At 63.3% G+C, this 12,785-nt stretch carries 14 protein-coding genes and 1 pseudogene; 8 read left to right on the top strand and 7 right to left on the bottom strand.

Annotation, left to right across the window (positions count from 1 at the left end):
• Positions 1 to 86 precede the first annotated feature (86 nt).
• From O4220_RS10565 to O4220_RS10545, 5 genes are all read left to right on the top strand, one after another.
• The gene (locus O4220_RS10565; protein ID WP_269603910.1) at positions 87 to 1,775 is read left to right on the top strand and encodes a nitroreductase family deazaflavin-dependent oxidoreductase; all 1,689 of its coding nucleotides are present in this window, start codon (positions 87 to 89) and stop codon (positions 1,773 to 1,775) included.
• Between the two features lie 41 nt (positions 1,776 to 1,816).
• Positions 1,817 to 2,770: an ABC transporter substrate-binding protein gene (locus O4220_RS10560; protein WP_269603908.1), complete on the top strand. Its 954-nt coding sequence runs from the start codon at positions 1,817 to 1,819 to the stop codon at positions 2,768 to 2,770.
• Between the two features lie 93 nt (positions 2,771 to 2,863).
• Positions 2,864 to 3,835 (top strand): alpha/beta hydrolase, encoded by a 972-nt coding sequence (locus tag O4220_RS10555; protein ID WP_269603906.1) that lies wholly within the window; start codon positions 2,864 to 2,866, stop codon positions 3,833 to 3,835.
• 9 nt (positions 3,836 to 3,844) lie between these two features.
• Positions 3,845 to 4,888 (top strand): helix-turn-helix domain-containing protein, encoded by a 1,044-nt coding sequence (locus O4220_RS10550; RefSeq protein WP_269603904.1) that lies wholly within the window; start codon positions 3,845 to 3,847, stop codon positions 4,886 to 4,888.
• 7 nt (positions 4,889 to 4,895) lie between these two features.
• A complete protein-coding gene (locus tag O4220_RS10545; protein ID WP_269603902.1) occupies positions 4,896 to 5,384 on the top strand; it encodes an SRPBCC domain-containing protein in 489 nt (162 codons plus the stop codon).
• A 1-nt stretch (position 5,385) separates the two neighbouring features.
• Here the strand turns inward: O4220_RS10545 and O4220_RS10540 are convergent, their stop codons facing one another.
• Positions 5,386 to 5,667 (bottom strand): DUF7218 family protein, encoded by a 282-nt coding sequence (locus tag O4220_RS10540; RefSeq protein ID WP_269603900.1) that lies wholly within the window; start codon positions 5,665 to 5,667, stop codon positions 5,386 to 5,388.
• Between the two features lie 123 nt (positions 5,668 to 5,790).
• Between O4220_RS10540 and O4220_RS10535 the strand changes: the two genes are divergently transcribed.
• On the top strand, positions 5,791 to 6,909 hold the full coding sequence (locus O4220_RS10535) for a hypothetical protein (RefSeq protein WP_269603898.1): 1,119 nt from the start codon (positions 5,791 to 5,793) through the stop codon (positions 6,907 to 6,909).
• 59 nt (positions 6,910 to 6,968) lie between these two features.
• Positions 6,969 to 7,676 (top strand): enoyl-CoA hydratase-related protein, encoded by a 708-nt coding sequence (locus O4220_RS10530; protein ID WP_269603896.1) that lies wholly within the window; start codon positions 6,969 to 6,971, stop codon positions 7,674 to 7,676.
• A gap of 7 nt (positions 7,677 to 7,683) precedes the next feature.
• On the opposite strand, the gene O4220_RS10525 is transcribed toward O4220_RS10530, so the two are convergent.
• The 6 genes and pseudogenes from O4220_RS10525 to O4220_RS10500 all read right to left on the bottom strand — a co-directional run bounded on the left by O4220_RS10525 (position 7,684) and on the right by O4220_RS10500 (position 12,207).
• Positions 7,684 to 8,712 carry an LLM class flavin-dependent oxidoreductase gene (locus O4220_RS10525; RefSeq protein ID WP_269603894.1) on the bottom strand — a complete coding sequence of 343 codons (1,029 nt, stop codon included), beginning with the start codon at positions 8,710 to 8,712 and terminating at the stop codon, positions 7,684 to 7,686.
• A gap of 84 nt (positions 8,713 to 8,796) precedes the next feature.
• Entirely contained in the window at positions 8,797 to 8,967 is a 171-nt protein-coding gene (locus tag O4220_RS10520; protein WP_269603892.1) for a hypothetical protein, read from the bottom strand.
• Between the two features lie 350 nt (positions 8,968 to 9,317).
• Entirely contained in the window at positions 9,318 to 10,499 is a 1,182-nt protein-coding gene (locus O4220_RS10515) for an alpha/beta fold hydrolase (RefSeq protein WP_269603889.1), read from the bottom strand.
• A 99-nt stretch (positions 10,500 to 10,598) separates the two neighbouring features.
• On the bottom strand, positions 10,599 to 10,931 hold the full coding sequence (locus tag O4220_RS10510; protein WP_269603887.1) for a putative quinol monooxygenase: 333 nt from the start codon (positions 10,929 to 10,931) through the stop codon (positions 10,599 to 10,601).
• 147 nt (positions 10,932 to 11,078) lie between these two features.
• Positions 11,079 to 11,429: a GNAT family N-acetyltransferase gene (locus O4220_RS10505; protein WP_269603885.1), complete on the bottom strand. Its 351-nt coding sequence runs from the start codon at positions 11,427 to 11,429 to the stop codon at positions 11,079 to 11,081.
• Between the two features lie 160 nt (positions 11,430 to 11,589).
• A pseudogene (locus tag O4220_RS10500) lies at positions 11,590 to 12,207 on the bottom strand (DUF6226 family protein).
• Positions 12,208 to 12,498: 291 nt separating this feature from the next.
• Between O4220_RS10500 and O4220_RS10495 the strand changes: the two are divergent.
• The gene (locus O4220_RS10495) at positions 12,499 to 12,741 is read left to right on the top strand and encodes a hypothetical protein (RefSeq protein ID WP_269603883.1); all 243 of its coding nucleotides are present in this window, start codon (positions 12,499 to 12,501) and stop codon (positions 12,739 to 12,741) included.
• Positions 12,742 to 12,785 lie beyond the last annotated feature (44 nt).

Genomic DNA, 12,785 nt, shown 5'->3' with positions numbered 1-12,785 from the left:
GTAACGCGGAGTTACATCTAGAGTCGCGATGTCTATGCTGTTGAGCATAGCCCGAAACATCTACCCATCGGAATCGGAGCAGCGCCATGTCCCCTGACACCGACGTCATCGACCTGAGCAGCCCTCTCACACTCGCCTGCGGGCAGATCCTGCCGAATCGCGTGATGAAGTCGGCTCTGAGCGAGGGATTGGCGACGGCCGAGCACGGACCCGACTCCCGCCTCGAGACGCTGTACCGCCAGTGGGGTGCGGGCGGCTACGGCCTTGTAGTGACCGGCAATGTCATGGTCGACCGATCCCATCTCGGTGAACCGGGCAACGTCGTCATCGAAGACGACCGCGACCACGACGCACTTGCTCGGTGGGCAAAAGCGACGTCCGGCGGCGGGGCACCCATATGGATGCAGCTCAATCACCCAGGCCGACAGGCCAATCCGATCGTCACCCGCACCAAGCCCGTCGCACCGTCGGCCATTGCCCCCAACATCCCGGGGATTCCGGCACCGCGGGCGTTGAGCGAGAACGAGATCCGCGACATCATCGACCGCTTTGCGACTGCAGCGGCCGTCGCCGAGACGGCCGGCTTCGACGGCGTCCAGATCCACGGCGCGCACGGCTATCTGGTGTCTCAGTTCCTGTCGCCACTGTCCAACGAACGCGACGATGCCTGGGGCGGCGACCTCGACGGGCGAATGCGATTCGTTCTCGAAGTGGTCCGTGCCATCAGGTCAGCGGTATCCCCCGGCTTCGCCGTGGGAATAAAACTGAATTCGGCCGACTTCCAGCGCGGCGGGTTCAGCGAGGAAGAATCGCGGATCACCGTCGAGCATCTGGTCCGAGAATCGATCGATCTGATCGAAATCAGTGGTGGCAGTTATGAATCCCCCGCAATGATGGGCACCTCGAGTACCCGAGAGCGCGAGGCCTACTTCCTGGAATACGCGCGGACGGTACGCGACGCCGCCGGAACGGTGCCATTGGCCGTGACCGGAGGATTCCGCACCCGTTCGGTGATGAGTTCGGCGGTCCGGTCGGGCGAATGCGACATGGTGGGTCTCGGTCGTCCCACGGCGCTTTCCCCTGGTGTCGCGAGTTCTCTTGTCGACGGCACGCTGGACCGTGTCGAGTCGCCGCGGGTAGCTCTGCGGCTCCCATCGAAAGCGGGTGCGTTCAAGCAGATAAACGGAGCGTTGGACCTGCAGTGGCACACCGACCAACTACAACTCATCGGTGCCGGCCGGCAGCCGAACTCGAGCCGCCCGGCATGGCGAACTGCCGCGACGATGGTGCAACGCAACGGCTGGGACGCTTTCCGTAACCGTCGCAGCACCGGCAATACCACCAGCACGTCCATTGCTGCGAAGTTTCGACGCGAACGCTTGATCGGCAAGTACGTCGCGAATCCCATCGTCAACGGATTGACATCCATCGGTGTGACCACCTCGCTGGTGACCGACATCGAGACGGTGGGCCGCAAAACCGGGCTCGCGCGACGCGTGCCGGTGTCGGCGTCCTTCGACGACTCCGGTGCGTGGTTGATCTCCCAGCACGGAACCAGATCCGGCTGGGGAGCAAACATCACCGACGAACCGAGGATCCGAATTCGCGTGGGCAGCCGATGGCGCACCGGCACAGCAACGTTCGTACCCGACGACGACGTCGCCCTCCGTGCGCGATCCTTCTCCGACAATCCGATACTCGGACGCGTCATCGGAGCAGGCTTCCGAGCGTTGCAGACCGACCCCATGACGGTGCGAGTCCAGTACGACAATTGACCAGTTCTTGATCAAGAATTTAGGTTTGGTTTACTTAAGTTGTGAAGACAATCCCCCACTTGACCGTTGCCCTCGGCGCAGCCCTCCTTGCATCCCTGATTTCGTCCTGTGGTGCAGACGCCGGGCCGGCGGTGAAACCCTCGGCGGGCCATTCGGTCACCACGCAGTTCGGCACCGTCGAAATACCGGATCGGATCGAATCGGTTGTCGTGATCGACGGACGACGCGATCTCGACATCGCATTGGCATTCGATCTACCCATCGTCGGAATGCCGGTGGAAACCGAAGCTCCGCCCGAAATACCAGGCCCGCTCACCGAGCCCACCAGGATGCTGCTCGCAGACGGCGTGCCCGAGCTGTATCCGCGAAACACGGTCGATCTCGAAGCCATCGCACGCGTCGATCCTGACCTGATCATCGGGCGCGACGAGGTGATCGAAGAAATATACGACCAGCTCAGTCGAGTCGCACCGGTACTGCCGGTGGGCTCCACCGGTACGGGAGTCAGCTGGCAGCAGGACGTGACGACGATCGGCGCGGCTCTGAATCTGCAGAACGAGGCCCGCACGCTGGTCGACGAATATGCCACTCGCGTAGACGAACTCACGACACGGTACGGCGATGCGATCGCCGATACCGTCGTCCTGCCTGTCAGCACATCGGAGCAAGGCGGGATCTCGATAGGACGCGACCGGGTGACATCCATCGCGCTGCAGGACGTAGGAGCCAACTTCGGCTCCGCGTGGACCGCCGCCACCCCGGAGATCGAATACGGACCCGAGAACGTCACCGCCGCATCCGACGCCGTGGCGATGATTGCCGCAATCACGTCGGAGGAGGATCTACAGGCGATGAACGCCAACCCACTGTGGACCGGATTACCGGCGGTGCGAAACGACCGCATCGTGCGGACCGACAAGTTCACCAACGACGGCGGTCCCCTCACCGCCATGTGGACCCTCGACTTGGTCGAGAAGCTCTACGACCCGAGTTGATCGTCGCTCGGTCCGACACGCGTCGGACGGGGTGGACTCGAATTCCTCCACGCGGCAAGTGACACAGGCCACACCCGCGGTGATGATGGATGCATGACCAACTTCCCCACTCTCGACCCCGAACTCGCCGCAGCCGTCACGATGCTGCCGAGCCTCGATTTCGGCGACGTTCCATCGGCGCGGTCGACGTTCACCTCACTACTCGATGCCATGCTCGCCGATCTCTCGATGGACGGAGTAGCTCTACGCGAGCTCACCGTTCCCGGGCTCGACGGTGCTCCGGACGTCGTCGTCCGATTCTTCACGCCGGAGCAGTCCGACGGGCCGCTGCCCGTGTTGGTATGGATCCATGGCGGCGGATTCGCAATCGGGACAGCCGCTTCCAGTGATCCCTACTGCGTGGATGTCGTCCGGGAACTCGGATTCGCAGTGGCGAGCGTCGAGTACCGGCTCGCCCCCGAGACCCCGTTTCCCGGTCCACTGGACGACTGCTACGCCGCGCTCACGTACATCCACTCGCACGCGGACGAATTGGGAATCGACCCGACGCGGATTGCTGTGGGAGGTCAGAGCGCCGGTGGTGGCCTAGCAGCCGGAACGGTTCTCCGCGCTCGCGACGAGGGTGTCGTTCCGGTGGCGTTCCAGTTGCTCGAGATCCCCGAACTCGACGACCGCCTCACCACCGTGTCGATGACCGAGTTCGTCGATACACCGATGTGGCACCGCCCCAACGCAATCCTGTCGTGGCAGTACTACCTCGGCGAGTCCTACAGCGGACCGGACGACCCGAACGTCTCGATCTACGCCGCCCCGGCTCGCGCCACGGATCTGGCCGGTCTTCCTGCGACGTACGTCTCGACGATGGAGCTCGATCCGCTTCGCGACGAGGGCATCGACTACGCGGTGCGGTTGCTGCGAGCCGGAGTGAGCGTCGAACTGCATTCCTTCCCCGGCACTTTCCACGGCTCCGCGCTGCTGGCGACCGCGGAGGTGAGCAAGCGCGGACATGCGGAGGCGTTGGACGCCCTTCGCCGGGGCTTGCGCCTTCGTGTACCCGCCTCGTAGCGTCTGTTCATGCAAGGACTGATGTACCGGCTCGCGGAGCTCGATGCCGACTCCGCGGGTCTGGTGCGCGTGATCGACTATTTCGACGCGCTGATCAGACACGGTGCGGATACCTCGGCGATGCTCCGCGCCAGCGCTGCTCTGGCCGATTGCGTAGTCGGAATAGACGTCGTCGGCACGTCCGGCGGACACCGTCAGCATGCGCGGTGCGATCCGAAGGGCCGCTGGCTGACTCAGGCTGCGGGCGAGCGGTCGGCGGTCGAAGACGTTGTCGTCGACGACGTCGTGATGGGCTCGGTGTGGATCGAGCGCCCAGGTCCCGCGCTCGCTCTCGACGAGATGCTCGTCGATCGGATGGCCCTGACCGCAGCCATCATTTTGGTACCCCGACACATTCCGTCCGCCTCCGAACACACCCGAGCAGTGCTGTTTCCGATGGACGACATCGCACTGCTGAGCTCGCTGACCGCGTTGCACATCGAGCCGACAGCACGTGTCCGAGTTGCTGCTGCCGACTCACCGCCGACGGCCGATGTGCCGACGGCCGGACGATCGACGCCGATCACGGTCGAGGACCATGTGCTGTATCTCCTGCCAGGTGAAGCATCGGATCCGTGGGTGAGTTCCGGCTGCATGGGCGTCTCGCTGCCCATGCCGGCGTCTGCCATCCACCGACATCTCGGGAATGCTCGTTTCGCACTGGCGCAGGCAAACGAGTCCGAGCCTGTTGTGATTGCGGACCGATTCGGCGCACTGAATTTGCTGGAGGCGGGAAATGCCTTGACAGTCAGCGACATACCCGATTTGGTACGCGTAGTCGAACTGCGCACGACCACTCACGGCATCGAGCTCATCAGCACTCTCCGCACCTATCTGAAGTCGGGCAGTCTGCGCGCGACAGCCGACCGGATGCATCTCCACCACAGCAGCGTCGCGCATCGACTGGCCAAGATGTCGAAGGCCGTCGGCTATTCGGTCGATTCCATCGAGCACCGTGCCCGTTCAACGGCAATGATGATGGTGCTCGACGGCAGCGGTATCGAAGTCGCATAATCACTCGATGGCACCGACACCCACGGGGACACTGAGAACCAGCGACACCGGCTTCGCCCTCGAATTGAGCAGAACGATCGCTGCACCACGCGAGGACGTGTGGGAACGGCTCACCGAATCGTCCCGGACGGCACAGTGGTTCGGTCCGTGGGAGCGGATTTCGGATGACACCATCGAAGTCACGATGAGCTTCGAGGAAGGCGAGCCCGCTTCCGAGATGGTAGTCGAGGCGTGCGAGGCACCGAGTCGCCTTGCCGTGCGGATGACCGGCGAAGGAGCATGGCCACTCGAGGTCCGCCTGATCGAGAAGGGCTCAACGACCGTTCTCGTGCTCGTACACAGCTGCGACAGCAGGGACGGCCTCGGCGACATCGGACCGGGGTGGGAGTACTACCTGGATATGTTCGTCGCGGCCGGAAACGGCAGCCCACTGCCGAGTTTCGACGCCTACTACCCGCCGCAGCAGGAGTACTACTCATCGCTGCGCCCGCAGTGAATCAGTGGTGTCGGAGCGCGTCGATGAGCTCCTCCTTCTTCAGTTTCGAGTAACCCTCGAGGCCCAGTTCCTTGGCCCTGTCGGTCAATTCGTCCACGGTCCAGTCCTCGTAGGATCCGGACTTCCCGCCTTTCTCACCGATCTGCTCCCTGCCCTCCTTCGCGGCCGCATTCGAGATGCGAGCAGCCTTCTCCTTCGAGTTGCCTTCTTCTCGAAGCTTCTCGTACAGGCCCTGATCCTTCAGTTGCGGCTGGTCCTCGGTTTCGCTTTTCTTCGCCGGCATCGGAAACTTCCTTTCGCTGGGCTACATCGACCATCAGGTGCGCTACCCGGTCTGCACGACGACAAACCTCGCTCCACGACGCACACGTGGTGTGCATCGAGTGTCATCGGGTACGCAACCTGGATGCACTTCGATGGATCGCCCTCAGCGGGCCCGGACAGCACCGACAACACACGCACCACCGACGCATGCGACGCTCCCCTCTCGGTCGGCGTGGTCAGTGATGACGGCTTCGCGTCGACCGTCGCGTCCGCCATCATCGAGAAGTTGCCCGATCACGCCATGATCGACGGGCACCGGCGGGAGCTACGGGTGTCCGGCGCATCGGTTCCGCTCCCACCCACCGCCACCGGTGCCGCCCCACTCGGTCAGTGGCTGGCATCGGTGCAGGCTACCGACAACTACGACATCGTGTTGTGTGTCTCGGAGGTTCCTCGCCGTCTCGGGTCGCGCCCGGTGATCGCCGAGATTCGCGACGGTACGACAGGCGCGCTGTACGTGCCCTCCTTCGGAACACTGGCGGTGCGGCGACGCGCAGTCTCGGCCGCACTGGCGGTGTTGCACGAGTTGATCGAAGCCGACGACCCCTCTCGGCAACCGCGGAGATACTCTCGGTCTCGCTGGGCTCCGAGCGATTCCGGGGAGGGTGCCGAAGTACTCCTGACGTCGAGCATATTCGGTCGAATCCGGTTGGTATCAGGAATGATTCGGTGTAATCGCCCGTGGCGATTGGTTCCCACGTTGTCGGGCGCGCTCGCAGCCGCGAGCGCTGCGTCCGCCTTCGGTGTGTTCTACGCGAGCATCTGGCAGATGGCAGCGTCGATGAGTCTGGGACGACTGGCGATGATCGGGGTCACCGCCGTGATCGCCATGACTGTGTGGGTCATCTTCCCCAATGGGCTGTGGGAGAAACGATCGTTCCGAAGCTCGACGATCGATCGCTGGATGTACAACGCAGCCACCCTGGGAACGGTTCTGACCGGTGCGCTGTGTATGTACGCGTTGCTGTTCGCAGTCGTGCTGTTCTCGGCGGCAGTGGTCATCTCGCCGGACTTCCTGACTGCGCAGATCGGTCGTGACGCAACCCTGGGCGACTATTTCTCCCTGGCATGGCTTGCCGCTTCGCTGGGCACGGTGGCCGGCGCAGTCGGCTCCTCCGTGGCAGATCGCGAGGATATTCTCGGTGCCACCTACGGTCACCGCGAACTGATTCGTCGAGACTCGGCCACCAAGTCCTCGTGATGGCCGTCGAACCGTCGGCGTTGTGAGTGAGAACAACCAGATATGGGTACGTTCGGGAAATGCCATATCTGGAACGTGTTGCCGATGTCTTCGTCCTGAACCTCGGAAGCCGAGATGTCGACGACACCGAAAACCGCATCAGTCCGGATTGGGTTGCCGAGATCAACACCCTGCTCGATGAGGTCCAGGCCAGTTCCGGTGCTGCTGCGCTCGTCACGACAGCGACAGGCAAGTACTTCTCCACCGGAGTGGATCTGTCGTGGGGTGCCGAGAACCTCGACCAGATCAACCGATTCATCGGCACCGTGCAGGAGATGTTGGTGCGTTTTCTGACGCTACCGATGCAGACAGTTGCGGCCATGCAGGGACACACTTTCGGTGGTGCGGCGTTTTTCGTGATGGCGCACGACTACCGAATCATGCGATCCGATCGCGGCTTCCTCTGCTTCCCCGGCGTCAACATCGGTGCGACCTACAGCCCGGGAACCGTCGACATGGTGCGAGCGAGGCTGGCACCGCATGCCTTTCACGAGGCACTCACCACCGGACGCCGCTACGGCGGAGGTGACGCCATGGCACTCGGACTGGTCGATGCCGTATCGGCCGCCGATTCACTGCTCGACGACGCCGTCGCTCGCGCCGGCGAACTGGCCGGAACGCGAGGCGACGTGCTGGGCGAAATCAAGCGAACGATGTACGCCAACGAAATTCGATCACTGCTCAACCCAGTTGCCGGCGTCGACGAGATGGAATGGGCCTCGAACTAGGTAGGCCCTACTTTCCAGCCACCAGCGGCGCGACCTCGGTGCCGAGCAATTCGATGCCGCGAAGCAGATCGCTGTGCGCCAGCCGTGGATTGGTCATCTGTAGCGACAGTCGATCCACACCGCCCAGTTGCTCACCGACTCGCAGAATCTTGTCTGCCACCGTCTGCGGATCGCCCATGAAGAACGCACCGTTCGGACCGGAGGTGGCGTCGAACTGCTGCCTGCTCGGCCGAGCGAATCCACGCTCCCTGGAAATCTTGGTGAACATCTCGTTCCAGCCGGGGTAGATGGTGTCGGCTGCGGCCTGAGTGGTCTCGGCGACGAAGCCGAACACGTGCAGACCCACCTTCAGCTGCTCGGGCGGGTGGCCTGCTTGGGCTCCGGCTCGCCGGTACAGGTCGACGAGCGGGGCGAATTGGCGTGGCTCGCCTCCGATGATCGCGATCATCAGCGGGAGTCCCAGAAGTCCTGCGCGAGCGAAAGATTCGGGCGTTCCGCCGACCCCGACCCAGATCGGCAACGGGTCCTGCAGTGGGCGCGGATAGATCCCCTGACGGTTGAGCGCCGGACGGTGACGGCCCGACCAGGTGACCTCCACGTTGTCGCGGATCTGCAGCAGGAGGTCCAACTTTTCGGCGAAGAGTGAGTCGTAATCGGCCAGATCCAGGCCGAACAGAGGGAACGATTCGGTGAAGGAACCGCGACCCACGACCAGGTCGATCCGTCCCTTCGAGATCAGGTCGAGGGTGGCGAACTCTTGGAACACCCGCACTGGATCGTCCGCGCTGAGCACCTTGACGGCGCTACCGAGCCTGATGTTCTCGGTTCGCGCGGCCGCGGCGCCCAGGATGATCGACGGGGCCGAGTCGTAGTACTCGCTGCGATGATGCTCGCCGATACCAAAGGAGTAGAGCCCAACCTGATCGGCGAGCGCGATCTCCTCGAGCAGGTGACTCATCCGCTCCTCTGGAGCGATCACCCGGCCGTCCGTAGGGTCGGTCACGGAAGAAACGAAACTGTCGACGCCCAGATGCACGATGGGACCTTTCGATCGGTGATGGACGTATTCGTCAGCGTAGGTGAAACTTCAATTATTCCGTGTGAGATGAGCAGGCGGCTCTTACTCTCCCCAGCGTTTCAATTCTCCCCCTGCGAAGTACATCTGCTGACTTGCGCCGAAGCGCACCAAGAGCTGTTTCTTCTCCTCGTAGAACCAGACCACGGTCCCGTAGACACCACTCATGGGCCCACTCAGCGGTGTGACGCCGTCGCCTATCTCGAATCCGTCCATTCCTGAACCGTACCGATCGAAGATGCCGAAATCGGACACCCACCGAACACCCGCCGTTCGGCTTATCGCCCTCCGCGCTTACGTGCGCGCCGTTCGTCCAGCTTTCGCTTCCCGTAGCCCCATGTGATGCGGCCGAGACCCTCGAAGAGTCGGCTGGAGAGACTTCTGCGGCTGCTCATAGTGTGGCCTCGTTTCCAGTGGTGATCATGTTCTGACGGTTTTTCTCGGAAGCAGCAGGCTTTCCGGTACGCCCTGTACCTGGTAGCTGCGCCGAGTAAGTCGAATCGAACACGAGCAAGCACACATCGGTTGCGCGTGATCTACATCACTGTCCATGTTTGGGCATCGTGCTATTTCCGAGCGATGAGTCGATCGATCCACCCGATCACCTCGGGGTAGGCAACGGCATTGGCGGCTGGATGGTCGAATGCCGGGATCAGATCGGTTCCGAAGTCCAACTCACGCACAGTGATATCCGTGGCAGCAGCGGCACGCCAGCGCTGTGCCAGGAGCCGGCTCTGCTCGATTCCGACGGAGCGGTCGTTGATGCCCTGCACGATCATCACGGGCAGGTCAGGTGCGGTGAACCCGATGGTGTTCGCCGCCGTCAGTGGCCCCAACACCGGCCCCGTCATCAGTGCGCTCAGCGTCGCGCCGCCTGCAGTCAAGTCCTCGGACCGAAGTGATCCGTACGCGAGCGCGTCGGTGTTGCAGAAATCCCGTGCCGCATCCAGAGCCGCCCGACCGCGTTCGTTGAAAAGGGCACGTATCTCGTCGGCGCGGTCGGGATGCGCTCCGATCAGGCCGTCGATCGTGTACAGCATTGTTGCGGCCCACTCGGTTCCATCCTGGCCTTCGACACGCAGCGCAGGATCGGTCGGTGCGGCACCGACGAAGGCACCGACCACGGACAGGTCGGGCGCATAGGTGGAGGCGAGCTCTGCGGCGGCGGCCGAGGCAACGCCGCCCGCCGAGTATCCGTAGAGCACGACGGGCGCGTCGGTCTCACGTGCCGCGGCCCGGGCCGAGTCGAGCAGGGCACGGGCGCTGGCGACCCGGCCCAGAAACTCGTACTCGCCGGGGGTTCCGAGCCCTTGGTAGTCCGTTGTGACCACCTGGTATCCCTGCGCCAACAACGGCAGCAGCGCCGGCATCGTGGTTGTCAGTCCCAGCTCGGACGAACCCGAGCAGCGGTCGGCAATCCCGTAACTGCCCGGCGCATAAGCGATCACGGGTCGGGGCCCGGGTCTCGACCACGCACGGGCGGGCGTGATCAGAAGCCCCGACACCGCCACCGCACGGTCACGGGGGTCGGCCGAGCGGTACAGGATGCGCTCGGTGTGCGATCCCAGAACGTCGAGCTGCGGCACGGGTTCTCGACGCACGATGGCCCCGGGCGCGAAGGCCTCGAGGTCTTCGACGGGAGCATCGTAGAAATCGGCACTGCCCGGTGCCGCCGAGACGGGTGCGGCCCACAGAACGAGGGACCCGACAAGGACGGAGAGCGCGAAGGTGACGGAAAGGAGTCTCATCTTGCGAGCAAGTATGCGGCCCCGAGTACTGATCCGCATTCGCTGTTCGCCGCGGCAGTGCGGTCACCAGGTGCACGGATTGCCGTCGCAGTTTTCCCGCTACTCTCCCGGCTTGATCCATGTCGGGACGAGGGTGCGTACCTGCGGCGCGCCGGCCAACAGTGGTGCCACTTCACGTTCGTACTCCCGATAAGCGGGATGCTGGAGAAATGTGACCGCATCCTCGGCGGTGCGGTAGTGCTGAAAGGCAGTGATGCGATCGGGATCGTCGGAATCGAGACAGTAGTAGTAAGCGAGATGCCCGGGATTGTGGAGCACCGCCGGTGCCATGTGCTTTTCCCATAGGGCTCGGACGGCGTCTCGTTGGTCCGGCAAGGTCGTGTGAGAGACGACGACGGCGACGCTGGCACCGGCCTCGGGTTCGGTCGACATGATGGTTTCCTTTCGGCTGACGCATCCAATGCCCGCGATCATGCACCATGGGTCGGACATTCGACGGTGGAGTGACGGGAACCGTGCGTCGGTCCGATCAGCCCCCCCTGACATCCCAGCGCCGTTCTGGTCGGGCATCGGAAACAATCACAGCCGTGTTGGGCACTTCGAGGTGAGCTCGTTCGAGTGCGGATCCGCGCGGTAGATTCGCTCGACCGGTGTGCGACCGTCAGACATGGTCCACTCTGCAGGACGCCTGTCGACCAGCGTCCAACCGGTGCGTTCGTACAATTCGACCGCTTTGCCGGAGCGCTCGATGACATCGAGCATCGACGCACCTCCAATTCGCGCCTGCCGCAACAGCGCATCTCCGACGAGCGAGCCCTGGTGTCCCCGCCGCACGAAGAGTCGGGACACCCAGAGGGCACTCGGCTTGTCGACGATGACGACATGTCCGACGAGGCGATTCTCATGCTCGGCAACCCACGCGGCCGCCATGTTCCCGGGCGTCAACCAGCCAGCCGGATCGTGTGGCCGAACGATGCGGCTAGTCGTCGGATTCGTGGACCTCGCTCAGCACCTCTACGCACCGTGGCAGGTCAGCTTGATTTCTCGATCGGACGAGCACCATCAGTCGAGTATCCCGCACCGACAGACGTCAACTCTGATCAGGTCGCTCTGACACCAGCGATCGTGCACTCCAGTTCTGCGGCCACGGTTCAGCGGTGAATGACGTGGATCTGTCCAGGTTTTGGACGGCTCCGCTCTGTCGGTGGAACGACGTGACGCACGAATAGTGCTCGAACGAAGCGGCCACGGCGATTGATCCGTCAACGACGGAGAGGATCCACATGTCGACTTCCTCGATCAACGCTGCGGATCCGCTGTCGCACCCATCGCATGCGCAGTCCGGAATCGAGGCCAGGCTGACCGCCGGGTTGCCGGCGGCTATCGAGATGTTGACAGGGCGCTCTGCGGTGGACGGTCAGTGCGTGGTCAATACCAATGGGACGGCGCCGTCCGCTATCGGTGCAAGCACCAGATCCGCTCCCCCGCACTCGAGCGGGCGGAGTGCCCACTCCACGTCGGAAGTAATGGTGGCCCAACCCCGTTCGAGTAGCACCGACACCCATGCCTGAGCACGGATCGCGACGAGCAAGAACTTGCTCGGATCGGGGCAGCGCCCGAATTCCGACTCGTCCGCATCCCTGCCATCGGCATGAGGGTTCGGCCACACCCGATAGTCCCCACCGTCGGCCACGAATTCGGCGTCCACTTCTGCGAGCAAAACGCAAATTTCAGGCGAGAGTAACGACGCGCTCTCTCCCCAGCCGGATTCGATCACAGCTTTGATGTCGTCGTTGTATCGGACCCACCAGGGCTCTTCGAGTTCTGTGGCCACCTAACCAACGTTACCTGGCGCTTCATTCTGCCTGGGTCGCGAAGCGTATGTGGACTTCTCAGGGCAGCGCGAGCGACGGGTAATGCTTCAATGCGACGTCCAACGTGTCGCCGCTGAAGGTCGTCTCGTACATCTGCTCGAACGGTAGCTTTGCGGCGGTCCCGCGTGGAAGACGGCCTCTCCGAGCGTACTTCGGTCACCTCGCCCGCGTACGGCGATGCTGATGTCGAACAGATGTTGCCCGAGGCGACGCCGACGCCCAGAACTGGAGCGGATCTCGTCGAATTGGCCTGCATGCTCCGAGGTCAGGTCGGTCCGCGTCTCGTAGCGCCCCACCTCGGCGAGCACGGATACCGCCGCAGATTCACCGCAGCTGCCAACGATAGGGATTCGGAATCCGTTGCGTAGAACTGAGAGCCGAGGTCGACGATGGTCGACTCGTCGAACGGCTC

This window comes from Rhodococcus ruber (assembly GCF_027270735.1).
GTDB classification, from domain to species: domain Bacteria; phylum Actinomycetota; class Actinomycetes; order Mycobacteriales; family Mycobacteriaceae; genus Rhodococcoides; species Rhodococcoides rubrum_A.
Note: the sequence above shows the minus strand (reverse complement) of the source record. Positions and strands in the feature narration are given on the sequence as shown.

Excerpts from the sequence above, each read along its gene's own strand:
- O4220_RS10535 (WP_269603898.1), top strand. The coding sequence starts at position 5,791 with ATGCACTTCGATGGATCGCCCTCAGCGGGCCCGGACAGCACCGACAAC.
- O4220_RS10545 (WP_269603902.1), top strand. The coding sequence starts at position 4,896 with ATGGCACCGACACCCACGGGGACACTGAGAACCAGCGACACCGGCTTC.
- O4220_RS10565 (WP_269603910.1), top strand. The coding sequence starts at position 87 with ATGTCCCCTGACACCGACGTCATCGACCTGAGCAGCCCTCTCACACTC.
- O4220_RS10510 (WP_269603887.1), bottom strand. The coding sequence starts at position 10,931 with ATGTCGACCGAACCCGAGGCCGGTGCCAGCGTCGCCGTCGTCGTCTCT.
- O4220_RS10540 (WP_269603900.1), bottom strand. The coding sequence starts at position 5,667 with ATGCCGGCGAAGAAAAGCGAAACCGAGGACCAGCCGCAACTGAAGGAT.
- O4220_RS10505 (WP_269603885.1), bottom strand. The coding sequence starts at position 11,429 with ATGGCGGCCGCGTGGGTTGCCGAGCATGAGAATCGCCTCGTCGGACAT.
- O4220_RS10515 (WP_269603889.1), bottom strand. The coding sequence starts at position 10,499 with ATGAGACTCCTTTCCGTCACCTTCGCGCTCTCCGTCCTTGTCGGGTCC.
- O4220_RS10555 (WP_269603906.1), top strand. The coding sequence starts at position 2,864 with ATGACCAACTTCCCCACTCTCGACCCCGAACTCGCCGCAGCCGTCACG.
- O4220_RS10550 (WP_269603904.1), top strand. The coding sequence starts at position 3,845 with ATGCAAGGACTGATGTACCGGCTCGCGGAGCTCGATGCCGACTCCGCG.
- O4220_RS10520 (WP_269603892.1), bottom strand. The coding sequence starts at position 8,967 with ATGGACGGATTCGAGATAGGCGACGGCGTCACACCGCTGAGTGGGCCC.
- O4220_RS10530 (WP_269603896.1), top strand. The coding sequence starts at position 6,969 with ATGCCATATCTGGAACGTGTTGCCGATGTCTTCGTCCTGAACCTCGGA.